The 24,157-nt window shown below is 60.5% G+C and carries 22 protein-coding genes; 6 read left to right on the forward strand and 16 right to left on the reverse strand.

The genetic code is table 11. The annotated features are described in order from the left end of the window. Positions 1-56: 56 nt before the first annotated feature. Together BK670_RS27155 and BK670_RS27160 are read right to left on the reverse strand one after the other, a co-directional pair. Positions 57-542 (reverse strand): 2-thiouracil desulfurase family protein, encoded by a 486-nt coding sequence (locus BK670_RS27155; protein WP_123454421.1) that lies wholly within the window; start codon positions 540-542, stop codon positions 57-59. 1 nt (position 543) lies between these two features. Beyond that, positions 544-1,176, reverse strand: a complete 633-nt coding sequence (locus BK670_RS27160; protein WP_123454423.1) for a 2OG-Fe(II) oxygenase — start codon at positions 1,174-1,176, stop codon at positions 544-546. A gap of 108 nt (positions 1,177-1,284) precedes the next feature. On the opposite strand from BK670_RS27160, the gene BK670_RS27165 reads away from it, so the two are divergent. Continuing rightward, positions 1,285-2,016 (forward strand): DUF2059 domain-containing protein, encoded by a 732-nt coding sequence (locus tag BK670_RS27165; protein ID WP_123454425.1) that lies wholly within the window; start codon positions 1,285-1,287, stop codon positions 2,014-2,016. Between the two features lie 132 nt (positions 2,017-2,148). Here the strand turns inward: BK670_RS27165 and bipL are convergent, their stop codons facing one another. After that, entirely contained in the window at positions 2,149-3,096 is a 948-nt protein-coding gene (gene bipL / locus BK670_RS27170; protein ID WP_123454427.1) for a phospholipase BipL, read from the reverse strand. A 98-nt stretch (positions 3,097-3,194) separates the two neighbouring features. On the opposite strand from bipL, the gene BK670_RS27175 reads away from it, so the two are divergent. Both BK670_RS27175 and BK670_RS27180 read left to right on the forward strand, forming a co-directional pair. Further along, on the forward strand, positions 3,195-3,773 hold the full coding sequence (locus BK670_RS27175; RefSeq protein WP_123454429.1) for a DUF6436 domain-containing protein: 579 nt from the start codon (positions 3,195-3,197) through the stop codon (positions 3,771-3,773). 102 nt (positions 3,774-3,875) lie between these two features. Next, positions 3,876-6,287 (forward strand): penicillin acylase family protein, encoded by a 2,412-nt coding sequence (locus BK670_RS27180; RefSeq protein ID WP_123454431.1) that lies wholly within the window; start codon positions 3,876-3,878, stop codon positions 6,285-6,287. 105 nt (positions 6,288-6,392) lie between these two features. Here the strand turns inward: BK670_RS27180 and BK670_RS27185 are convergent, their stop codons facing one another. Further along, on the reverse strand, positions 6,393-7,358 hold the full coding sequence (locus BK670_RS27185) for a GlxA family transcriptional regulator (protein ID WP_123454433.1): 966 nt from the start codon (positions 7,356-7,358) through the stop codon (positions 6,393-6,395). A 304-nt stretch (positions 7,359-7,662) separates the two neighbouring features. Here BK670_RS27185 and BK670_RS27190 point away from each other — a divergent pair, with 304 nt between their 5' ends. Continuing rightward, positions 7,663-8,304 carry an HD domain-containing protein gene (locus BK670_RS27190; protein ID WP_123454435.1) on the forward strand — a complete coding sequence of 214 codons (642 nt, stop codon included), beginning with the start codon at positions 7,663-7,665 and terminating at the stop codon, positions 8,302-8,304. Positions 8,305-8,521: 217 nt separating this feature from the next. Here BK670_RS27190 and BK670_RS27195 read toward each other — a convergent pair whose 3' ends face one another. The 7 genes from BK670_RS27195 to BK670_RS27225 all read right to left on the reverse strand — a co-directional run bounded on the left by BK670_RS27195 (position 8,522) and on the right by BK670_RS27225 (position 16,884). Beyond that, positions 8,522-9,412 carry an ABC transporter permease subunit gene (locus tag BK670_RS27195; protein ID WP_123454437.1) on the reverse strand — a complete coding sequence of 297 codons (891 nt, stop codon included), beginning with the start codon at positions 9,410-9,412 and terminating at the stop codon, positions 8,522-8,524. After that, positions 9,409-10,290, reverse strand: a complete 882-nt coding sequence (locus tag BK670_RS27200) for an ABC transporter permease subunit (RefSeq protein WP_185036840.1) — start codon at positions 10,288-10,290, stop codon at positions 9,409-9,411. The genes BK670_RS27195 and BK670_RS27200 overlap by 4 nt, the downstream gene beginning before the upstream one ends. Before the next feature lie 35 nt (positions 10,291-10,325). Beyond that, positions 10,326-11,468, reverse strand: coding sequence for an ABC transporter ATP-binding protein (locus tag BK670_RS27205; protein WP_034151965.1), 1,143 nt, complete (start codon positions 11,466-11,468; stop codon positions 10,326-10,328). A gap of 66 nt (positions 11,469-11,534) precedes the next feature. Beyond that, a complete protein-coding gene (locus BK670_RS27210) occupies positions 11,535-12,632 on the reverse strand; it encodes a polyamine ABC transporter substrate-binding protein (protein ID WP_123454441.1) in 1,098 nt (365 codons plus the stop codon). A 188-nt stretch (positions 12,633-12,820) separates the two neighbouring features. Continuing rightward, a complete protein-coding gene (locus tag BK670_RS27215) occupies positions 12,821-13,933 on the reverse strand; it encodes a polyamine ABC transporter substrate-binding protein (protein WP_090287291.1) in 1,113 nt (370 codons plus the stop codon). Between the two features lie 171 nt (positions 13,934-14,104). Further along, a complete protein-coding gene (locus BK670_RS27220; protein ID WP_123454443.1) occupies positions 14,105-15,469 on the reverse strand; it encodes an aspartate aminotransferase family protein in 1,365 nt (454 codons plus the stop codon). A gap of 56 nt (positions 15,470-15,525) precedes the next feature. After that, entirely contained in the window at positions 15,526-16,884 is a 1,359-nt protein-coding gene (locus BK670_RS27225; RefSeq protein ID WP_007967993.1) for a glutamine synthetase family protein, read from the reverse strand. 732 nt (positions 16,885-17,616) lie between these two features. Between BK670_RS27225 and BK670_RS27230 the strand changes: the two genes are divergently transcribed. After that, positions 17,617-18,993: a glutamine synthetase family protein gene (locus BK670_RS27230; protein WP_123454445.1), complete on the forward strand. Its 1,377-nt coding sequence runs from the start codon at positions 17,617-17,619 to the stop codon at positions 18,991-18,993. Positions 18,994-19,266: 273 nt separating this feature from the next. Continuing rightward, on the forward strand, positions 19,267-19,899 hold the full coding sequence (locus BK670_RS27235) for a TetR/AcrR family transcriptional regulator (RefSeq protein WP_123454447.1): 633 nt from the start codon (positions 19,267-19,269) through the stop codon (positions 19,897-19,899). 161 nt (positions 19,900-20,060) lie between these two features. Here the strand turns inward: BK670_RS27235 and BK670_RS27240 are convergent, their stop codons facing one another. From BK670_RS27240 to BK670_RS27260, 5 genes are all read right to left on the reverse strand, one after another. Next, positions 20,061-20,276 carry a TOBE domain-containing protein gene (locus BK670_RS27240; RefSeq protein WP_007967989.1) on the reverse strand — a complete coding sequence of 72 codons (216 nt, stop codon included), beginning with the start codon at positions 20,274-20,276 and terminating at the stop codon, positions 20,061-20,063. 106 nt (positions 20,277-20,382) lie between these two features. After that, positions 20,383-21,189, reverse strand: coding sequence for an aliphatic sulfonates ABC transporter ATP-binding protein (ssuB, locus tag BK670_RS27245; RefSeq protein WP_123454448.1), 807 nt, complete (start codon positions 21,187-21,189; stop codon positions 20,383-20,385). Then, positions 21,186-21,968: an aliphatic sulfonate ABC transporter permease SsuC gene (gene ssuC, locus BK670_RS27250; protein WP_123454450.1), complete on the reverse strand. Its 783-nt coding sequence runs from the start codon at positions 21,966-21,968 to the stop codon at positions 21,186-21,188. The genes ssuB and ssuC overlap by 4 nt, the downstream gene beginning before the upstream one ends. 8 nt (positions 21,969-21,976) lie before the next feature. Beyond that, entirely contained in the window at positions 21,977-23,125 is a 1,149-nt protein-coding gene (gene ssuD / locus BK670_RS27255) for an FMNH2-dependent alkanesulfonate monooxygenase (RefSeq protein ID WP_123454452.1), read from the reverse strand. 25 nt (positions 23,126-23,150) lie between these two features. Beyond that, complete coding sequence (locus BK670_RS27260; protein ID WP_123454454.1) at positions 23,151-24,116, reverse strand: sulfonate ABC transporter substrate-binding protein; 966 nt, start codon at positions 24,114-24,116, stop codon at positions 23,151-23,153. Positions 24,117-24,157 lie beyond the last annotated feature (41 nt).

Genomic DNA, 24,157 nt, shown 5'->3' on the forward strand with positions numbered 1-24,157 from the left:
GCAAGATCAAAAGATCGCAGCCTTCGGCAGCTCCTACATGGGTTTCGACATGGGTTTTAATCGAGTTGGGTCAGGGCCAGCGCGGCCTGCGGCAGTTCGAGTTCGCTGAAGACTTGCACGCCATGGCGCTTGAGCAGCGCAGCCGTTACGCCTTCGCCGGAGACTTTGACACCGCTGAACGTACCATCATAGGTCAGCAGGTTTCCGCACGATGGGCTGTTGGCCTTGAGCACCGCCACACGAATGCCGTGTTTCTGCACCAATGCCAGCGCCTGCCGTGCACCATCCAGAAACTGCGCACTGACATCCTCGCCATCCGTGGTGATCACCGCCGCGACGCCATCGAGCACTTCACCACCCTGCCCGCCCGGAATCTCCGCCGCCGCCCGTGGCGTCGGCAAACCACCCGCGACCTCCGGGCACAACGGCACCACCCGCCCTTCGGCAATCCACTGTTCGAGCAAATCAAACGGCCCGCTGGCCCCGCCGTCGTAACGCACGCGATGGCCCAACAGGCAGCGGCTGACCAGAATCTTTTCCATTTCAGAAAGGCTCGTTGCCACGGCGGCGGAACCAGCCGGTCAGCGACAGGCGCTCGCGGTTCGCCGGCAGTACTTCGTGGGGCACTTCGCCGGAGAGAAACACCACCAGACAACCGCCGGTAGGTTGCACGTCATGCACGCGATCGTCTTTCAGATACATGCGCAACTGACCGCCATCCTCCGGCAGCCACGCGTCATTGAGGTAGACCACCACCGAGACCATACGCTTGTCATCGTCGCGAAAACGGTCAACATGCCGGCGATAAAACGCACCCGGCGGATATAGCGCGAAATGGCACTCAAAGTCCTCAAGCCCCAGAAACAAGCCACGGTTGAGCGCTTCGCGCAGGCTGTCCATCAGGTTCAGATAGCGGTCGCTGGAATCGGCCTGGCCTGGGTCGATCCACTGGATGTGGTCGCCGCGAATACCCTCGCGAATCTCTGAAAACGGCCCACGACCGACCGCCGCCGGCGCCAGTTCACCCTCAGCCTCACGTTTACGGCACTCGGCCGCCAGCTCGCGGGTCAAACCGGCGGGCAGGAATATGTTCTGCTGCGACCAGCCGTGTTCGGCCAGGTCGTCGACGATGCGTAACAGCAGTGGGTGTTCAGAGGATATTTGCATGGCGCGCATAGTATGTCGGCGGCAAGAAATCCGACAGAGCCACGCGGCGGCTTGCTACGAATTCTCGACAAGTACCGGCACCGCACGGAGAATAGTCCGCTGCTGACAGGAGTCCCTATGCGCCGTTTGCTTTTTTCACTGTTGATGTTCTGCGTTTTGCCCGCCTGGGCGGACGGCCACGATCAGTTGTACAAGGTCGCCGGCTGGCCAGATCAACGTGCGCATTTCAACGATGCCCTGACGGCCGCACAGCAGCGCTATCAGAACAGCCTGCCGCCCGCCGTGTTTCAAGCCTTGGTGAATAACAGCAACCAACGCTTTGCCCCGCAGGCCGTGGATCAACGCGCCGAGGCGCAATTGCGGCAGAACCTCGCCGATCCGAAACCGGCCCTGGCCTTCTTTCAATCGCCGCTGGGCAAGAAAATCGTCGCTGCCGAATTGCTCGCGACCCGCCGCGATCAACTGGCAAAGAACGCCAAGGGTCTGCCGAAAATGCAGGCCAGCGACAGCCGCCTGCTGATCATCGGCCACCTCGCCCAGGCCTTGCCGGCCCGTGAAGCCGGCGCCGAAGTGAGCCTGGCGATTGCCGGCGTCGCGGCGGACAGTTTGAGTTCGATGATCCCGGGGCTGCTCGGCGGCGGTCAGGCGCAAGGCATGCTTAATGGTCAGCGCCAGCGCTTGATGGATCAGATCGGCGCGGACATGAACAACACGTTGCTCTACGTCTATCGCGACCTGTCGGATGAAGAGCTGGAAGAGTTTGCGACGTTTGCCGAATCAACTGAGGGCAAGGCGTATTACCGGGCCGCGCTGGCAGCGATTCGGGCAGGACTTGCGGTCGGGCAATGATCTTTAGCGCCTGACCGACCGCCTTCGCGAGCAGGCTCGCTCCCACATGGGATTCGGGATGTTCACAAATTTTGTGTCCACTGAAGATCCAATGTGGGAGCGAGCCTGCTCGCGAAGAGGCCCTCATAGACGCTAAAGATTCCGGCCTCTGATGCGCTTGCTCAGAAACTCGAAATACTCCTCACGCATCTCCACCGTCTCATTCGCCAGATGATGCCGCGCCTCGGCCAGCAGCAAAATCTGTGGCCGGTCGAACTTCCACTTCAACACCTGCAAATTGTGCTGCCAGTCCACCGTCATGTCCGCCTGCCCCTGAATGATCAGCGGCCGTCGCGGACTTTTTTTCGCGTGCTCGACGCGGATGATCCAGCGTGACAGGGCGCCGACCCATTTGGTCGGCAAGCGCCGAGGCTGCAACGGGTCGGCCTGGAGAAACGGCAGGAAATCCGGGTCATTGGAATTCTCGCTGAAGCGTCGGGTGACGCCTCTGACAAACGGCCTGAGCAGGTAATAACTCAGCTGCGACCAGCCCCACGCCCGTGGCCGCACCAGTGGCGCCAGCAAAATCACCTGGCCTTGCGCCGGGCTGTTTTCGCCATGGTTGAGCAGGTGATCGACCACAATCGCCCCGCCGGTGCTCTGACCGCACAAATGCCATGGCTGCGGCAGCGCGATCGACTGTGCCTCGGCGAACAGCGCTTGCAGGACATCCTGGTATTCAGAGAAATCACGGATGCTCGCGCGCGGCCCGCTCGACAGGCCATGCCCCGGCAAATCGCAAGCGATCACTGCGAAGTCCTGATCCAGCGCCCACTCGATCACATGGCGATAGAGCCCGGTGTGATCGTAGTACCCGTGCAGCAGAAACAGCGTCGCCTTGACCTTTTCCGGCCACCAGCAATGGCTGACCAGTTCATAACCATCGACCTCGAAACGACCCATGCCACGCCAGACATCCCGCTCGGGGAAATCGGTTTGGTAAAAGCGCTGATAGGCCTTTGCCTCGTCCGACAACGGCTGCCACTCGGCCAATGGCTTGAGGCTGGCGCGTAAATGATCGGGATCGAAAGTGGCAGGCATGCGGGAATTCCAAAGCGGTAAACAGACTTTATCGGCCTGCGATATTCATCTGTAGAGGCAGACATGGCAAGCTAGCCCGCCTCTGAGGAACCAAATCCATGCGTTCGCCCTACCGCACCGCACTGTTTGCCAGCCTGCTTGCGCTGATTTGCGCCGGGGTGCTGTGGGCGGCGTACGACTGGTTTCAGGGGCGTTATCTGCGCGCGTTCAGCGAACACACGGCAGTGTTTTCCGGTGATCCGCTGCGCCTTCCCGACAATCTCGCCGGCCCCGGCAAGATCCGCCTGGTGCACTTCTGGGACCCGGCCTGCCCGTGCAACGTCGGCAATCAGCAACACTTGACCGAGATGATCGAGCAGTTCGGCGCCAAAGGCGTTGAGTTCTTCGCCGTGCAGAAAACCGGCAGCCACGGTCAGTTACCCGCCACCCTCAGCAGCCTGAAAACCATCACGATATTGCCCGGCTCCGAACAGGTTCCGGCCAGCCCGGCTGTGGCGATCTGGGATCGCAGCGGCAAACTGGCTTACTTCGGCCCCTACAGCGAAGGCCTGACCTGCAACTCCAGCAACAGTTTTATCGAACCGATTTTGAATGCCCTGACGGAAGATCGTCCGGTCAATGCCACGCACACCCTGGCGGTCGGTTGTTACTGCCCGTGGCCGGTGGAAACGCGGTAAGGCATTCCGGACTTTTCAAGGACAGCGCTGCACGGCACGGAAGGTCTGTGCTAATTGTTTGCAGTCCGACGGGCGGCAATCCCGCTTGCACAAGGAGTCATCATGAAGCGCGTGTTCACCGTTCTTGCCTTGCTCATCGTTGTGCTGCTTGCCGGCGTCGGTTGGTATGTCTACAGCAAACAACCGACGCGCCAGGGCCAGGTCGAACTGCGCAACCTGCAGGGCTCGGTGACCGTGCGCTACGACGAACGCGGCGTGCCACACATTCGTGCCGAGAACGAAACCGACCTGTACCGCGCCCTCGGCTATGTGCATGCCCAGGATCGCCTGTTCCAGATGGAAGCCATGCGCCGCCTCGCCCGCGGTGAACTGGCGGAAGTGCTCGGGCCGAAACTGCTCGACACCGACAAACTGTTCCGCAGCCTGCGCATCCGTGAGCGCGCCGCCAGTTATGTCGCCAGCCTCGACAAGCAGTCGCCGGCATGGAAGGGCCTGCAAGCCTATCTGGATGGTATTAACCAGTATCAGGACACCCACGCAGCACCGATCGAGTTTGACGTGCTGGGCATCCCCAAGCGGCCGTTCACCGCGGAAGACAGCATCAGCGTCGCCGGCTACATGGCCTATAGCTTTGCTGCAGCATTTCGCACCGAGCCGTTGCTGACTTATGTGCGCGATCAACTCGGCGCCGATTACCTCAAGGTCTTCGATCTCGACTGGCAACCCAATGGGGTGCTGGCCAACGGTCACGCCAAGCCAGCGCCGGCCCTCGCCGCCGGCGACTGGAAAGACCTCAATGCCCTCGCCCGCCTCAGCGAACAGGCGCTGATCGACCATGGCCTGCCGCAATTCGAAGGCAGCAATGCCTGGGTCATCGCCGGTAGCCGCAGCCAGAGCGGCAAGCCACTGCTGGCGGGTGATCCGCACATTCGCTTCTCGGTGCCATCGGTGTGGTACGAGGCGCAATTGTCGGCGCCGGGCTTCGAGTTGTACGGCCAGCATCAAGCACTGGTGCCGTTCGCGTTTCTGGGGCACAACCTGGATTTCGGCTGGAGCCTGACCATGTTCCAGAACGACGATCTGGACCTGATCGCCGAGAAGGTCAATCCGGACAATCCGAATCAGGTCTGGTATCGCGGCCAGTGGACCGACATGGTCGTCACCCAACAGCAGATCAATGTGAAGGGCCAGACGCCGGTGACCCTCACCCTGCGCCAATCGCCCCACGGCCCGATCGTCAACGATGCGCTCGGCAGCGCCGCCGGCAAGACGCCAATCGCGATGTGGTGGGCCTTCCTCGAAACACCGAACCCGATCCTTGAAGGCTTCTACCAACTCAATCGCGCCGACACCCTGGCCAAGGCCCGCGCCGCAGCGGCGAAAGTCCAGGCACCGGGACTGAACCTCGTCTATGCCAATGCCAAGGGCGATATCGCCTGGTGGGCCTCGGCGCTGCTGCCCAAGCGCCCGGCCGGGGTACGGCCGGAATTCATTCTCGACGGCAGCAGCAATCAGGCCGACAAGGACGGTTTCTATCCGTTCAGCGCCAACCCGCAGGAAGAAAACCCGGCGCGCGGCTACATTGTCTCGGCCAACTTCCAGCCAGTGTCGCCGACCGGCATGGCGATTCCCGGTTACTACAACCTCGCCGATCGCGGGCAGCAACTCAATCGCCAGCTCAGCGACAAGAACGTGAAGTGGACCAACGAAGCCAATCAGAAACTGCAACTGGGCACCGCCACCGGTTACGGCCCGCGTTTGCTCGCGCCGTTGCTGCCGGTATTGCGTGAAGTCGTCAGCGATCCGGCGCAGCTGAAACTGGTCGAGCAACTGGCGCAGTGGCCAGGCGACTATCCGCTGGATTCGGTCAGTGCGACGCTGTTCAACCAGTTCCTCTACGACCTCGCCGATGCGGCGATGCACGATGAGTTGGGCAACGATTTCTTCGAGACACTGCTGTCGACGCGGGTGATCGATGCGGCGCTGCCGAGACTGGCAGCGAATGCCGATTCACCGTGGTGGGACAACCGCAGCACGCCGACCAAGGAGACCCGCGCCGATATCGTCCGCGCGGCGTGGCAGGCAAGCATGCAGCACTTGAAGCTGACCCTCGGCGATAACTCTGCCGAGTGGAAATGGGGCGCGGCGCATACCCTGACCCATGGCCATCCGCTGGGGCAGCAGAAGCCGCTGGAGCGGATTTTCAATGTCGGGCCGTTTGCGGCGCCGGGCAGTCATGAAGTGCCGAACAACCTCTCGGCGAAGATCGGTCCCGCGCCGTGGCCGGTGACTTATGGGCCGTCGACGCGGCGGCTGGTGGATTTTGCCGATCCGGCGCATGGCCTGACGATCAACCCGGTCGGCCAGAGCGGTGTGCCGTTCGACAGTCACTATGACGATCAGGCTGAGGCGTATGTCGACGGGATGTATGTGCAGGCGCATTTCAATGCCGAAGAGGTGACGGCGAATACGCGCAGTACCTTGAAGCTGTTGCCGGCGCGGGCTGCGCAGTAGTTCTGCACTGGCCACTTCGCGAGCAGGCTCGCTCCCACATTTGGAATGCATTCCCCTGTGGGAGCGAGCCTGCTCGCGAAAGGGCCATCAGCAACACCTTAAATCTCAGAGCAGCACCGCAAAATTCAGCCGAAACTGCTGTGGCGTCACGCCCAGCCGGCGGTTGAACACACTGCGCATATGTTGCGCATCGCGAAACCCGCACTGATAGGCCACCGTTTTCAACGGCGCTGCCGTGCTCTCCAGCATCACCCGTGCCGCATCCACCCGCGCCCGTTCGACAAACTCCGCCGGGGTGACCTTGGCTTCCCGGGCGAACACCCGCGAGAAATTGCGCGCACTCATGTTCGCGGCGTTGGCAAGATCGGCAATCGTCAGGTCACCCGTGAGATTGGCCAGCACATACAACTGCACCAGCGCCACCGCCGACGTCGGTTCCGCGTGCGGCGTGAGGAACGGGCTGAACTGCGACTGCCCGCCGGAACGCTGGGTGAACACCACCAGCCGCTTGGCCACGCTCAACGCCACTTCAGCGCCGTGATCCCGTGCCAGCAGGTACAGCGACAGATCAATCCCCGCCGTGACTCCGGCCGAGGTGTAGAGCGTGCCGTCCTCGACATACAATCGGTCGGCCTCGACCTGGGTAGTCGGACACAACTGCGCCAACGCCTCGGCATCGTTCCAGTGCGTGGTGACGGTGCGCCCTTCCAGCAGTCCGGCCCGCGCGAGCATGAACGCGCCGTTGCAGATCGAACCAAAACGTCGCGCCCGGCCACAGGCCTCGCGCAGCCAGACGTCGAATGTCGCGCCAAAATCCATGAACGGCAGTTGCGGGCCACCGGCGACCAGCAGCAGGTCATAGGCTTCCAGAGCTTCGCTGAAATGGCGGTGAGCATTGAGGGTCAAGCCATTGGAGCAGGCCATCGGCCCGTGCTCGACGCCGATCACCAGCAGACGATAGTGATCCTCGGGGGCGAGAAACCGGTTGGCCTCGGCGAACACATCCATGGGCCCGGTCACATCCAGCGACTGCACGCCCGAGAACACCACGATGGCGACGGTTTTGTTCATTTTGAATTCCCCTGTAACCCTGTGGCGAGGGAGCTTGCTCCCGCTCGGCGGCGCAGCAGTCGTAAACCCGACTGACTCGATCTCTCTGACAAAACCGCATCGACTGTATTGGGGCTGCTGCGCAGCCCAGCGGGAGCAAGCGCCCTCGCCACAATGGATTGCATTCCAACCTATGAAGGGCAGTTGGCACGATTTGCAGGTGGATTGGCAAGGATCGCAGCCATGGGTCGATTGTCCGCTTTGAGTGTCGGGAACAGACTTCCCGCATCAGCGCCACAACGGCGTTTCAGTGAGGAAACCGCCCATGACCACGACCATCGCCGGCATCAAAATCCCTGACAGCGCCCTCGCCCGGGCCACCACCGAATACATCCGCGACATCGAATCCGACCTGCTCTACCACCACTCGCGCCGGGTCTTTCTGTTCGGCGCACTGAGCGGCGAGCGCCAGCAACTGGCCTACAACCCGGAGTTGCTGTACGTCGGCGCGATGTTCCACGACTTGGGTCTGGTCGAAGGTCATCGCAGTGATGACGAGCGTTTTGAAGTGGACGGCGCCAACGCGGCGTCGGCGTTTCTCAAACCGTACGGGTTGAGCGATGACGACATTGAGCAGGTCTGGCTGTCGATTGCCCTGCACACCACGCCGGGCGTGCCGAAGCATCTGCGTCCAACCGTGGCGCTGGTGACCGCAGGCGTGGAAATGGATGTGTTGGGCATGGACTACGCAGCGTTCAGCACCGTACAGCGTGAGGCGGTGGTGCATGCGCACCCGCGTGGAGAAGGGTTCAAGGAGTGCATCATCTGCGCGTTTGCCGACGGTTTGCGTCATCGTCCGCAGACCACGTTCGGCAATGTGAAGACCGATGTGTTGAAAGATCAGCAGGCGGGGTTCAAACCGATGAACTTCGTTGAAGTCATCCGCCAATCACCCTGGACTTCCTGAAACCGACTGTGGAATGACTCCTGAGGCGAGGGAGCTTGCTCCCGCTCGGCGGCACAGCCGTCGCAAAATCAACAACCTCGCAATGTCTGACTCTGCGATTGGGGCGGCTCCGCCACCCAGCGGGAGCAAGCTCCCTCGCCACAAAAAGCCTGGCGCCATGCTACAAAAAAAAAGCCTCACTACCTTTGCAGGGAGTGAGGCTTTTTTACCAGAGGGCTTACGCCGCTTCCGGCGCCGGGGCGCGACGCACGTCCGGCTGTTTCCAGGAATCGGCAGCGCTTTCTTCGATGGCTTGCTGGATCGCCTTCTTGCGCGCTTCTTCGGCACGGCGGCTGAAGAACCAGACCATGAAGGTCACGATCGACACCGCGAGCAGAATCAGACTGGCCACGGCGTTGATCTCAGGCTTCACGCCCAGACGCACCGCCGAGAACACTTCCATCGGCAGGGTCGTCGACCCCGGACCGGAGACGAAGCTCGCCAGCACCAGGTCATCCAGCGACAGCGCGAACGACATCATACCGCCCGCCGCCAGCGAGGGCGCGATCATCGGGATGGTGATCAGGAAGAACACCTTCCACGGCCGTGCACCAAGGTCCATGGCCGCTTCTTCGATCGACAGGTCCAGTTCACGCAGACGCGCCGACACCACCACCGCCACATACGCCGCACAGAACGTGGTGTGAGCGATCCAGATGGTGACGATGCCACGTTCCTGCGGCCAGCCGATCATCTGCGCCATCGCCACGAACAGCAGCAACAGTGACAGACCGGTGATCACTTCCGGCATCACCAACGGCGCGGTGACCAGACCGCCAAACAGCGTGCGGCCCTTGAAGCGGGTGATACGGGTCAGCACAAACGCTGCCAGCGTGCCCAGCGCCACCGCCGCAACGGCGGTGTAGCAGGCAATTTCCAGCGAGCGCAGCACCGAGCCCATCAGTTGCGTGTTGTCGAGCAGGCCGACGTACCACTTGATCGACCAGCCGCCCCACACCGTCACCAGTTTCGAGGCGTTGAACGAGTAGATCACCAGGATCAGCATCGGCAGGTAAATGAACAACAAACCCAGGACCAGCATCAGGCTGGAGAAACGGATGCGCTTCATTCTTTGCCCTCCATTTCTTTGGCCTGACTGCGGTTGAACAGAATGATCGGCACAATCAGGATCGCCAGCATCACCACCGCCAGCGCGGACGCCACCGGCCAGTCACGGTTGTTGAAGAACTCTTGCCAGAGCACTTTACCGATCATCAGGGTTTCCGGACCGCCGAGCAGTTCCGGGATCACGAACTCGCCCACCACCGGGATGAACACCAGCATGCAGCCGGCAATAATCCCGTTCTTGGACAGCGGAATAGTGATTTTCCAGAAGCTGTTGAAGGTGCTCGAACCGAGGTCCGATGCGGCTTCGAGCAGACTGTTGTCGTGCTTCACCAGGTTGGCGTACAGCGGCAGGATCATGAACGGCAGGTACGAGTAAACAACGCCGATGTACACCGCAAGGTTGGTGTTGAGGATCTGCAGCGGCTCATCGATCAAGCCCATGCTCATCAGGAAACCGTTGAGCAGACCGTTGTTGCTGAGGATGCCCATCCACGCGTAAACGCGGATCAGGATCGCCGTCCAGGTCGGCATCATGATCAACAGCACCAGCACCGTTTGCAGCTCTTTACGGGCGGTGGCGATGGCGTAGGCCATGGGATAACCGATCAACAGGCACAACAGCGTGCTGATAAATGCCATCTTCAACGAGCCGAGGTAAGCGGCGATGTACAACTCGTCGCCCGCCAGCATCGCGTAGTTGCCCAGGTTCAGCAGCAATTGCAGCTTCTGCTCGGCGTACGTGTAGATCTCGGTGTACGGCGGGATGGCCACGTCGGCTTCGGCGAAGCTGATCTTCAGGACGATGAAGAACGGCAGCATGAAGAACAGAAACAGCCAGATGAACGGGACCCCGATGACCAGTTGCCGGCCATTGGGGATTATTCGGTTGATGCGGCGTTTGAATTTGCGCATGTTCATGAGCGAAGTACCACGCCGCTGTCGTCTTCCCACCACACGTAAACCTGATCGCCCCAGGTCGGACGCGCGCCGCGACGTTCGGCGTTGGCGACAAACGACTGCACCAGTTTGCCGCTCGGCAATTCAACGTAGAACACCGAGTGCCCGCCGAGGTAGGCGATGTCGTGGACCTTGCCGCTCGACCAGTTGTATTCGCAGGTCGGTTGATCGGCGGTGACCAGCAGCTTCTCCGGACGGATCGCGTAGGTCACGGACTTGTCCTGCACCGAGGTGCTGATGCCGTGGCCGACATAGATCTGCCGGTCGAGGTCTTTGCAGGTGATGGTCGCGTGACCTTCGGCATCGTCGATCACTTCACCTTCGAAGATGTTGACGTTGCCGATGAATTCGCAGACCAGACGGCTGGTCGGGGTTTCATAGATGTCGATCGGGCTGCCGATCTGGGCGATCCAGCCCAGGTGCATGATCGCGATACGCTCGGCCATGGTCATGGCCTCTTCCTGGTCGTGGGTCACCATCACGCAGGTCACGCCGACGCGCTCGATGATTTCCACCAGCTCCAGTTGCATCTGCGAACGCAGTTTCTTGTCCAGTGCGCCCATCGGCTCATCGAGCAGCAGCAGCTTCGGCCGCTTGGCCAGCGAACGTGCCAGCGCCACACGCTGACGCTGACCGCCAGACAGTTGGTGCGGCTTGCGCTTGGCGTACTGGCTCATCTGCACCAGCTTGAGCATCTCGGCCACACGGGCATCAACCTCAGCCTTGGGAATCTTGTCCTGCTGCAGGCCGAAGGCGATGTTCTGCGCCACGGTCATGTGCGGAAACAAGGCATACGACTGGAACATCATGTTGATCGGACGTTCGTACGGCGGCATGTCGGTGATGTCGACGCCGTCGAGGAAAATGCGCCCCTCCGTGGGCCGTTCGAACCCTGCCAGCATCCGCAGCAGAGTGGATTTGCCCGATCCCGAACCGCCGAGCAGGGCGAAGATCTCGCCTTTCTTGATTTCCAGGGACACATCGTCCACGGCAATCGTCTCGTCGAACTTCTTCGTGACCCGGTCGATTTTGACCAACACCTGTTTAGGTGTCTGGTCGCCCTCGAGGGCTTTCTTATAGGCGCCGGAGGCAACTGCCATTTACGAAACTCCCAGAAAAAAAGAGTGCAGTTCGCCCAATGCGGACGAACCCAGGATAGTTGTGCCTTATTTGCCCGACTTGACCTTGGTCCAGCTGCGGGTCATCAAACGTTGAATATTGGGCGGCAACTCGGTCGACACGTAGGTCTTGTCGAGGACTGCCTGCGGTGGATAAACCGCTTCGTCGGTGCGGATGGACTGTTCCATCAGCTTGTCCGAACCCGGGTTGGGGTTGGCGTAACCGACGTAATCACTGACCTGAGCGATCACCTCAGGTTTCAACAAATAGTTGATGAAGGCGTGTGCCTCTTTGACGTTGGACGAGTCCTTCGGAATCGCCAGCATGTCGAACCACAGCGCTCCGCCCTCTTTCGGGATCGAATAGGCGATGTTGACGCCCTTCTTCGCCTCTTCGGCACGGTTCTTCGCCTGGAAGATGTCCCCGGAGAAACCGATGGCCACGCAGATATCGCCGTTGGCCAGGTCACCGATGTACTTGGACGAGTGGAAGTAGGTCACGTACGGACGCACGGCGAGCAGCTTGGCCGTGGCTTTTTCGTAGTCCTTGGTGTTGGTGCTGTTGGCGTTCAGGCCCAGATAATTGAGCATGGTCGGCATCATTTCATCGGCCGAATCGAGGAACGCGACGCCGCAGCTGTGCAGTTTCTTGATGTTTTCCGGTTCGAACAGCACGCTCCAGGAATCGATCTTGTCGATACCGAGCACTGCCTTGACCTTGTCGACGTTGTAACCGATGCCGTTGGTGCCCCACAGGTACGGCACGGCGTACAGGTTGCCGGGATCGTTCTGCTGCAGACGCTTGAGCAGCACCGGGTCGAGGTTGGCATAGTTTGGCAACTGCGCCTTGTCGAGCTTCTGGAATGCGCCGGCCTTGATCTGCTTGCCGAGGAAGTGGTTCGACGGCACGACCACGTCGTAACCGGTACGCCCGGCCAGCAGCTTGCCTTCCAGGGTTTCGTTGGAGTCGAAGACGTCGTAGACCGGTTTGATTCCGGTCTCTTTTTCGAAGTCGGCCAGGGTGCTCTCGCCGATGTAATCGGACCAGTTATAAATATGCACCGTACCGGCGGCCTGGGCTCCGACAGCGATCGTCAGGCCGGCAGTGGCCAGCAGGGCTTTGCGCAAAGAAGAAAAAATAGGCAAGTGGAGGTCCTCTAAATTAGTTGGGCCCAAGTTGCCCCGCGCTGCATGACAGCCATGGCTGCCCGGCAACAAAACCGGCGCGCAACTTACCCTCGAAAAACCGTTCCTGCAAAACTTCCTGTCATTTAATTAATCCGCTGGCCGCCCTCGCGGGGAATGACGGCCAGCGGTTGTTGCGTCAAACCGGCTTATTTACCGGATTTGATCTTGGTCCAGCTGCGAGTGATCAGGCGCAGGGTCGCTGCGTCCAGGTCGCTGATCGCGTAGAGCTGTTTCTTCACTTCAGCCGACGGGTAGATGCTCGGATCGCTGGTGATGTCCTTATCCACCAGCGGCGTGGCAGCTTTGTTGCCGTTCGGGAAACGCACGGCGTTGGTGATGCCCGCCATCACTTGCGGCTCAAGCAGGTAGTTCATGAACTTGTAGGCGGCTTCGACGTTTTCGGCATCCTTGGGAATGGCGACCATGTCGTAGAAAGTACCGGCGCCTTCTTTTGGAATGGTGTAGGCCAGCTTGACCTTGTCACCGGCTTCCTGAGCGCGGGTCTTGGATTGTTCCAGGTCACCCGAGTAACCGACGGCGACGCAGATGTTGCCGTTGGCCAGGTCCGAGATGTACTTGGAGGAATGGAAGTAGGCAACCGAAGGACGAATCTTCAGGAACAGGTCTTCGGCAGCCTTCAGGTCAGCCTTGTCCTTGCTGTTGGTCGGTTTGCCCAGATAGTGCAACGCCGCCGGAATCATTTCGGTCGGCGCGTCGAGGAAGCTTACGCCGCAGCTTTTGAGCTTCTCGATGTTTTCAGGCTTGAACACCACATCCCAGGAGTCGATCTTGTCGATGCCCAGCGCTGCCTTGACCTTGGCCGGGTTGTAGCCGATGCCGATCGAGCCCCACATGTACGGGAAGGCGTGCTTGTTGCCTTGGTCGCTGGCATCGCCAACAGCCTTGAGCAGGTCTTCGTCGAGGTTCTTCCAGTTCGGCAGCTTGGACTTGTCCAGCTCCTGGTAAACACCGGCCTTGATCTGCTTGGCGAGGAAGTTATTGGAAGGCACCACAATGTCGTAACCGGACTTGCCGGCCAGCAGCTTGGCTTCCAGGGTTTCGTTGCTGTCGAAGACGTCGTAGACGACTTTGATCCCGGTGGCTTTTTCAAAATTGGCCACGGTGTCCGGGGCGATGTAGTCGGACCAGTTGTAGACGTGCAGCACTTTGTCGTCCGCGTGAACCGCACCCGCCATCATGCCCGCCACGGACAGCGCGAGAAGTGTCTTGCCAGCAAGCTTTTTACCTAATGCCTTCATGCGTCATGCTCCAAATTTTTCTTTTTTGAACCACTTTGTTCAGCGGCCGAACCCGGACAACTGGAACCGCGGCTAGTCTGGCAAGATCCGAGGCGGTCTTTCAAGAAAAGACCGGCCTTTCTGACAGCTTTGAGCGAGAGTGCCGCAGCTCCCCCGCTCAGAGCCTAGCACTTAGCCTTGCAACGCACTGAGGGTCAGATCCAGACACTTGCGTGCTTTTGTAACCAGTTCATCGATCTCCGCTTTGCTGATCACCAGCGGCGGCGCGATGATCATGGTGTCGCCCACAGCGCGCATGATCAGGCCGTTGTCGAAGCAGAACTGACGGCAGATCATACCGACGCCCTTGCCCTCGTAACGCTTGCGCGTGGCCTTGTCCTGCACCAGCTCGATCGCGCCCAGCAGACCGACTCCGCGAACCTCACCCACCAACGGGTGATCGTTCAGTTCCCGCAGACGTTTCTGCAAATACGGTGCCGTTTCGTTGTGGGCGTTCTCGATAATTTTTTCGTCGCGCAGAATGCGGATGTTTTCCAGACCCACCGCTGCCGCCACCGGGTGACCGGAGTAGGTGAAGCCGTGGTTGAAATCGCCACCTTCATTGAGCACCGCCACCACCGAGTCGCGGACGATCAGGCCACCCATCGGGATGTAGCCGGAGGTCAGGCCTTTGGCGATGGTCATCATGTCCGGCTTGAGGTCGTAGAAATCGCTGCCGAACCACTCACCGGTGCGACCGAAACCGCAGATCACTTCGTCCGCCACGAACAGGATGTCGTACTTGGCGAGGATTTCCTTGATGCGCGGCCAGTAGGTGTCGGGCGGAATGATCACGCCACCGGCACCCTGAATCGGCTCGGCAATAAAGGCACCGACGTTGTCGACGCCGACTTCGAGAATCTTCTCTTCCAGCTGATTGGCCGCCCAGATGCCGAACTCTTCCGGGGACATGTCGCCGCCTTCGGCGAACCAGTACGGCTGTGCGATGTGAACGATGCCCGGGATCGGCAAGTCGCCTTGTTCGTGCATGTAAGTCATGCCACCCAGGCTCGCGCCGGCCACGGTCGAACCGTGGTAACCGTTCTTGCGGCTGATGATGACTTTCTTGTTCGGCTGGCCCTTGATCGCCCAGTAGTGGCGGACCATACGCAGCATGGTGTCGTTGCCTTCGGAGCCGGAACCGGTGAAGAACACGTGGTTCATGCCTTCCGGCGCCACGTTGGCAATCGCCTTGGCCAGTTCCAGTGCCGGCGGGTGCGCGGTCTGGAAGAACAGGTTGTAGTACGGCAGTTCGCGCATCTGTTTGGCGGCCGCGTCGGCCAGCTCATCGCGACCGTAACCGATGGCCACGCACCACAGACCGGCCATGCCGTCGAGAATCTTGTTGCCTTCGCTGTCCCACAGGTAAACGCCCTTGGCGTTGGTGATGATCCGCGGGCCTTTCTCTTTCAGTTGCTTGAAGTCACTGAACGGGGCCAGGTGGTGATCATTGCTGAGTGCTTGCCACTCGCGGGTTTGCGGGTTGTTGCTGGTCATGCCAATTCTCCTTGTTATCGGTGAAGGCGCGGCTGCTGCCAGCCGCGCCTGGCGTATCAGACGGCGAAGAGCAGGTACTCACGCTCCCAGGAACTGATCACGCGCTTGAAGTTTTCATGCTCGGCCCGTTTTACCGCGACGTAGCCAGTGATGAAGGTTTTACCCAGGTATTTCTCGATGGTGGCGCTGTTTTCCATACGCTCCAGCGCGTCTTCGATGGTCAGCGGCAGGCGCAGGTTGCGGCGTTCATAACCACGACCGACTACTGGCGCGCTCGGGTTGAGGCCTTCGACCATGCCGATGTAACCGCAGAGCAGGCTCGCGGCAATCGCCAGGTACGGGTTGGCGTCGGCGCCCGGCAGACGGTTTTCCACACGGCGGTTCTGCGGCCCGGCATCCGGTACGCGCAGGCCCACGGTGCGGTTTTCTTCGCCCCACTCCACGTTCACCGGTGCGGAGGTGTCCGGCAGGAAGCGGCGGAACGAGTTGACGTTCGGCGCGAACAGCGGCAGCAATTCCGGGATCAGTTTCTGCAGGCCACCGATGTGGTGCAGGAACAGCTGGCTCATGGTCCCGTCTTCATTAGAGAAGACGTTCTTGCCGGTTTCGATGTCGATGATGCTCTGGTGCAAGTGCATCGCACTGCCCGGCTCGCCGGTCATTGGCTTGGCCATGAAGGTCGCGGCCACGTCGTGCTTGAGCGCCGCTTCACGCATGGTGCGCTTGAACACCAGAATCTGGTCGGCCAGCGACAGGGCGTCGCCGTGACGGAAGTTGATTTCCATCTGCGCCGTGCCGTCTTCATGGATCAGCGTGTCGAGGTCCAGCTCCTGCAGTTCGCACCAGTCGTAGACGTCTTCAAACAGCGGGTCGAATTCGTTCGCCGCTTCAATCGAGAACGACTGACGCCCGATTTCCGGACGGCCCGAGCGGCCAATCGGTGGCTGCAACGGATAGTCAGGGTCGTCGCTGCGCTTGGTCAGGTAGAACTCCATTTCCGGCGCCACGATCGGCTGCCAGCCCTTGTCGGCATAGAGTTTCAGAACTTTCTTGAGGACGTTGCGCGGCGACAGCTCGATCGGGTTGCCTTGCTTGTCGTAGGTGTCGTGGATCACTTGCGCGGTCGGCTCGATGGCCCACGGCACCAGGTACACGGCGTTCTGGTCGGGGCGGCAGATCATGTCGATGTCGGCCGGGTCGAGCAGTTCGTAATAGATGTCGTCTTCGACGTAGTCGCCGGTCACGGTCTGCAGCAGCACGCTTTCTGGCAGGCGCATGCCTTTTTCGGCGATGAACTTGTTGGTCGGCGAAATCTTGCCCCGGGTGATACCCGTCAAGTCGCCGATCATGCATTCGACTTCTGTGATCTTGTGGTCTTTCAACCAATCGGTGAGCTGGTCGAGGTTGTTACTCATAAATGCCTCTGGGCTGAGTCTCCTGACATGATGTCAGGCAAAGTTTGACGCTTTGAGCGTCGCGTTAAAGGGCGGCTTGCTTGTGCGCAGTGCGGGCTTACGCCGGGCACCGCGCATAGACAATGAAAGAGGAGCTTACCTGCCCTTTACGCTGGCGTTGCATTTCCTGTGCACACACAAGGCGTGCAGAATCATGAGCACGGCTTGGCAAGCGGCACAGGCTTTGAGGGTGAAAGCGATCTATATTGGAAGGGGACGCCATAAACTGGATGCTTTCCCGTACGTCCAGAATATCGGACGCTGGCGCTTGAACGGCCATGGACGGGAACATCGTCGCTAACGGGCGAGCCATACTGGCTGCGCTATCGACGGATTTGTCGCCACTGATGTGATGAGCATGCAGACCGGACTGTTGCGAGCAGTCGGTGATGCCGATTAACGGCAGGCGAGACATGAAGCACCCCGGTATTATTGCTGTTATGGGTTTGATCGGAGCTTAGCCTTGTTCATTTTTTTACACAACACCCCCGTAAAAAATACAACACGGCCTGCTCAAGCCCGCGGGTGGCAAGCTTCATCAGGACAAAAAACTGCCCAAAAATGCCCCACAAATGCCCTCGCAGCGCTTTTTTAGGGCAAAAAAGGCCTCGCTTGACTTCGGCAGGCCGTTCGGGTTGACTGAAACCAGAAAAGATCAATGATTGATATTTTTAACAACAAAGGTGTTGCATCATGTCGGTACCCCCGCGTGCCGTTCAGCTTAACGAAGCGAACGCGTTCCTTAAGGAACATCCTGAGGTTCTGTACGTTGACCTTCTGATTGCGGATATGAATGGTGTGGTGCGCGGCAAGCGCATTGAACGCACCAGCCTCCACAAGGTTTACGAGAAAGGCATCAACCTGCCGGCCTCTCTATTTGCTCTGGATATCAACGGTTCTACGGTGGAAAGCACCGGCCTGGGCCTGGACATCGGCGACGCCGATCGTATCTGCTATCCAATCCCCGATACCCTGTGCAACGAGCCATGGCAGAAGCGCCCCACCGCGCAACTGTTGATGACCATGCACGAACTCGAAGGCGACCCTTTCTTCGCCGATCCGCGCGAAGTGCTCCGTCAAGTTGTTGCAAAGTTTGACGAGCTGGGCCTGACCATCTGCGCTGCTTTCGAACTCGAGTTCTACCTGATCGACCAGGAAAACGTGAACGGCCGTCCACAGCCGCCACGCTCGCCGATCTCAGGCAAACGTCCGCACTCGACGCAGGTCTACCTGATCGACGACCTCGACGAATACGTCGACTGCCTCCAGGACATTCTGGAAGGTGCCAAAGAGCAAGGCATCCCGGCCGATGCCATCGTCAAGGAAAGTGCCCCGGCGCAGTTCGAAGTGAACCTGCACCACGTCGCCGACCCGATCAAGGCATGCGACTACGCGGTACTGCTCAAGCGTCTGATCAAGAACATCGCCTACGACCATGAAATGGACACCACCTTCATGGCCAAGCCGTACCCGGGCCAGGCGGGCAATGGTCTGCACGTACACATTTCGATTCTGGACAAAGCCGGCAAAAACATTTTTGCCAGCGAGGATCCCGAGCAGAACGCCGCGCTGCGTCACGCGATCGGCGGTGTGCTCGAGACCCTGCCGGCGCAGATGGCTTTTCTCTGCCCGAACGTCAACTCATACCGTCGTTTCGGCGCGCAGTTCTACGTACCGAACTCGCCGTGCTGGGGCCTGGACAACCGCACCGTGGCGATTCGCGTACCGACCGGCTCTGCCGATGCCGTGCGGATCGAACACCGCGTCGCCGGTGCCGATGCCAACCCGTACCTGCTGATGGCCTCGGTTCTGGCCGGCGTGCACCACGGTTTGACCAACAAGATCGAGCCGGGCGCGCCTGTCGAAGGCAACAGTTACGAGCAGAACGAACAAAGCCTGCCGAACAACTTGCGCGATGCCCTGCGTGAGCTGGACGACAGCGAGGTGATGGCCAAGTACATCGATCCGAAGTACATCGATATCTTCGTCGCCTGCAAGGAGAGCGAGCTGGAGGAGTTCGAACACTCCATCTCCGACCTTGAGTACAACTGGTATCTGCATACCGTTTAAGCGGTTGTAGCGCCAAACAGAACGCCGTCGGCTCTCGCAGCCGACGGCGTTTTTTTATGGCCGAACATAATCCCCTGTGGCGAGGGAGCTTGCTCCCGCTGGGTTGCGCAGCAGCCCCAAGCCCCTGCGACTCGGTATGTCGGGAAATACCGGTCGGCTGGTTTTGCGATTGCTGCGCAGTCGAGCGGGAGCAAGCGCCCTCGCCACAAGGACTGTGTTGCATTCGGGCTGGGCGCTCCGCGTACAATGCCCGCTGCCCCGCAGGAGACTTCCATGACGCGACCCGCCCCCGTCCGCAAACCCCGCGCCCGCAGTCAGGCGCGCATCGATTCGATACTCGACGCCGCGCGCACGCTGCTGGCGACCGAGGGTGTGGCCAGTCTGTCGATCTACAGCGTCGCCGAGCGCGCGCAAATTCCGCCCTCCTCCGTGTACCACTTCTTCGCCAGCGTACCGGCATTACTCGAAGCGCTGACCGCCGATGTGCACGCCGCGTTCCGCGCCTGCCTGCAAGCACCGATCGATCACGAGGCCCTGCGTGACTGGCGTGATCTGTCGCGACTGGTCGAGCAACGGATGCTGGAGATCTACGACGAAGACGCCGCCGCCCGGCAGTTGATCCTCGCGCAACATGGTCTGACCGAAGTGACTCAGGCTGATCGGCAACACGACATCGAACTGGGCGACTTGATGCACAAGCTGTTCGACCATCACTTCGAGTTGCCGCGCCTGCCGAGCGATGTTGATGTCTTTGCCTTGGCGATGGAGCTGGGCGACCGCGTGTACGCGCGTTCGGTGCAGCAGCATGGGCAAATCACACCGCGCATGGCCGAGGAAGGAATGAGAGTGTTTGATGCTTACATCGGGCTGTATCTGCCGCCTTACCTGCCCAAAAGAATTCTCTAGCGTCTTTACCGGCCTCTTCGCGAGCAGGCTCGCTCCCACATTTGGAATGCGATCCCCTGTGGGAGCGAGCCTGCTTGCGAAGGCCGCGCCGCAAATTTCAAGACAGACACAAAAAACCCCGAAGGGCTCACGCCCTCCGGGGTTGTTTTTTGCTCACCGGCTTACAACTTGGCGATCGACACCTCGGTGGATTTCACAAAGGCGATCACTTCGCTGCCCACCGCCAGTTCCAGCTCCTTGACCGAACGGGTGGTGATCACCGAAGTGACGATACCCGAAGCAGTCTGCACGTCGATTTCCGACAGCACGTCGCCGAGGACGATTTCCTTGATCGAGCCTTTGAACTGGTTACGGACGTTGATGGCTTTGATAGTCATGATATTTCTCCTGAGGTCGAAATAAGCGGCAAGTGGCAAGCTTCAAGCGGCAAGCAAAAGCACAGCGCTTCTACTTGTAGCTTGTAACTTGAGGCTCGCAGCTGCTTCATTGCGCCCAACGCAGTTGCGTAGGCAGGGGTGAAACAGGTTCCGGCGCCGGCGGTTCGCCGGGCAGGGACAGAACACGGTTAAGCACTTCGGTTTCCAGCGCCGCCAGCCGATGCGAGCCGCGTACCCGTGGGCGCGGTAGTTCGACCTGCAGGTCGAGGCCGACTTCGCCGTCCTCGATCAGAATTACCCGGTCGGCAATCGCCACCGCTTCGCTGACGTCGTGGGTCACCAGCAGCACGGTGAAGCCGTGTTGCTGCCAGAGACGTTCGATCAGTTGCTGCATCTCGATCCGGGTCAGCGCATCCAGCGCGCCGAGCGGTTCGTCGAGCAACAGCAGGCGCGGTTGATGGATCAGCGCCCGCGCCAGTGCAACGCGCTGCTTCTGTCCACCGGACAACGCTGCCGGCCACTCATTGGCGCGATCGGACAGACCGACTGCCTCCAGCGCCTGCAAAGCTTGCGGGCGCCAGTTGCCCTTGAGTCCAAGACCGACGTTGTCGATGATCTTCTTCCACGGCAGCAGACGTGCTTCCTGGAACATCAGTCGCGTGTCTTCCCGCGCATCGCTCAGCGCTGCAGCGCCGGCCAACAGGTCACCGCCAGTCGGCTGATCAAGCCCGGCGAGCAAGCGCAGCAAGGTGCTTTTGCCGCAACCACTGCGCCCGACGACAGCGACGAATTGCCCCGCCGGAATGTGCAGATCAATGTCACGCAGCACCTGCCGCGCGCCGAAGGTTTTCTGCAGATTGCGCACCACCAGCGGAATCCCGCGCAGCAGGCGTGGAGGTTGTTGAGCGGTCATGCCGCACCTCCTTTGGCAACCTGATAGGCCGGGTGCCAACGCAACCACACACGCTCAAGTCCACGGGCGGCAAGGTCGGCGAGTTTGCCGAGCACCGCGTAAAGCAGGATCGCCAGCACCACCACGTCGGTCTGCAAGAACTCCCGGGCGTTCATCGCCAGATAGCCGATGCCGGAGCTGGCCGAAATAGTTTCGGCGACGATCAACGTCAACCACATAAAGCCCAGGGCGAAGCGCACACCGACCAGAATCGAAGGCAGCGCACCCGGCAGAATCACCTGCCAGAACAGGCTGAAACCGCTCAAACCATAACTGCGCGCCATCTCCACCAGCGCCGGATCGACGTTGCGGATGCCGTGATAGGTGTTGAGGTAAATCGGGAACAGCGTGCCCAACGCCACGAGAAAAATCTTCGCCGACTCGTCGATGCCGAACCACAGAATCACCAGCGGAATCAGCGCCAGGTGCGGCACGTTGCGGATCATCTGCACCGAGCTGTCGAGCAGGCGCTCACCCCATTTCGACAGGCCGGTGATGAAACCCAGGACCAGACCGATGCTGCCGCCGACGGTGAAACCGAGTGCCGCGCGCCAGCCACTGATCGCCAGGTGCGTCCAGATTTCGCCGCTGCGCACCAGGCTCACGCCAGCTTCGATCACCGCCACCGGTGCCGGCAGAATCCGTGTCGACAACCAACCGGCCGACACCGACAACTGCCATACCGCCAGCAACAACACCGGCAACGCCCAGGGCGCGAGGCTGTGGATGATTTTATTCATGGCGCGCCTCAGCTCTGCGACGCGGCTTTGGGAAGAATGTCGTTGGCGACCATCTCGCCAAACGGGCTGACATAACCGGCGCTTTTCGGCAGTTCCGGGCGCTCGATGTCGAGGTGCGGGAACAGCAGTTCAGCGATGCGGTACGACTCTTCGAGGTGTGGATAACCGGAGAAGATGAAGGTATCGATGCCCAGATCGGCGTATTCCTTCACGCGAGCGGCCACGGTCGGGCCATCGCCGACCAGCGCCGTACCGGCACCGCCGCGCACCAGACCGACGCCGGCCCAGAGGTTCGGGCTGACTTCGAGGTTGTCACGACTGCCACCGTGCAGTGCAGCCATGCGTTGCTGGCCGACCGAATCGAAACGCGCCAGCGAAGCTTGAGCACGGGCGATGGTGTCGTCGTCCAGATGCGAGATCAGCCGATCCGCCGCTTGCCACGCTTCAGCGTTGGTTTCACGGACGATCACGTGCAGACGAATGCCGAAGCGCACGGTGCGGCCGAGCTTGTCGGCTTTGGCGCGCACCTGTGCGATCTTCTCGGCAACGGCTGCGGGCGGCTCGCCCCAGGTCAGCACCATTTCCACTTGTTCTGCAGCCAGATCCTGCGCGGCCTCCGACGAGCCACCGAAATACAGTGGCGGACGCGGTTGCTGGATCGGCGGATAGAGCAACTTGGCGCCTTTCACGCTGATGTGCTGACCGTCGTAATCAACGGTTTCGCCTTCCAGTACCCGGCGCCAGATGCGGGTGAACTCCACAGAGGCCTGATAGCGCTCTTCGTGGCTGAGGAACAAACCGTCGCCGGCCAACTCTTCCGGGTCGCCACCGGTGACCAGATTGAACAGCGCACGGCCGCCGGACAGACGATCGAGGGTGGCTGCCTGGCGTGCAGCGACCGTCGGGGAAATGATCCCGGGGCGCAGAGCAACGAGGAACTTCAGACGCTGGGTCACCGGAATCAGCGATGCCGCCACCAGCCACGAGTCTTCGCAGGAGCGCCCGGTGGGAATCAGCACGCCGCCGAAGCCCAGACGATCCGCCGCTTGCGCGACCTGTTGCAGATAACCGTGGTCGACGGCGCGGGCACCTTCGGCGGTGCCAAGGTAATGGCCGTCGCCGTGGGTAGGCAGGAACCAGAAGATATTGAGGCTCATGGAGTGGTCTCCTTGGGGATTCGAATTACTGCGCCTTGGCCACAGCGGCCGGTGGTGTCCAGATCACGTCCTTGATGCTCAGCGGCTTGGGAATCAGCTTGAGCTGGAAGAACGTGTCAGCGATTTTTTGCTGCGCGGCGACCACTTCCGGGGTCAGGAACAGCGCGCCGTAGCCCTGGCGCTTCACCGAGGTCAGGGTGATGTCTGCCGGCAGGCCGAGCAGTGGCGTAACTTGTTGGGTGACATCTTCAGGATTGGCCTTCGACCACTCGCCAACCGCGCGCACTTCTTCCACGAGGGTCTTGATCACCTGAGGATTTTTCTCGGCGTAAGGCTTGGTCGCGAGATAGAACTGATGGTTGTCGACGATGCCTTTGCCGTCGCGCAGGGTGTGCGCTAGCAGTTGTTTCTCGGCGGCTGCCTGGTACGGGTCCCAAATGACCCAGGCGTCGACGCTGCCACGTTCGAACGCGGCGCGGGCATCGGCTGGCGGCAGGAATACAGTTTGAATGTCGGAGTATTTGAGACCGGCGTCTTCCAGGGCGCGCACCAGCAGGTAGTGGACGTTGGAGCCTTTGTTCAGGGCGACTTTCTTGCCCTTCAGATCGGCCACCGATTTGATCGGCGAGTCTTTCGGTACAAGGATCGCTTCGCTGTTCGGCGCGGGTGGCTCGTAGGCGACGTAGAGCAGATCGGCGCCGGCCGCCTGAGCGAAGACGGGCGGGGTTTCGCCGGTGACGCCGAAGTCGATCGAGCCGACGTTCAGACCTTCCAGCAACTGCGGGCCGCCGGGGAATTCAGTCCATTGCACGTCGACGCCTTGGGCAGCCAGACGTTTTTCCAGCGTGCCTTTGGCTTTGAGCAGCACCAGCGTGCCGTACTTCTGATAACCGATCCGAAGTGTCTCGGCTTGAGCTTGAGTGATGGCGCCGAAGGTGACAGCCGCAGCAAACAGAGCGACCAGACCACGACGCAAAAATACAGTGCGCATAGCGCTCTCCTTTTTGCTGTTGGGTTTTGGCTGCACCTGCT

The sequence above is a fragment of the Pseudomonas fluorescens genome (genome assembly GCF_003732425.1).
GTDB classification, from domain to species: Bacteria; Pseudomonadota; Gammaproteobacteria; order Pseudomonadales; family Pseudomonadaceae; genus Aquipseudomonas; species Aquipseudomonas fluorescens_BE.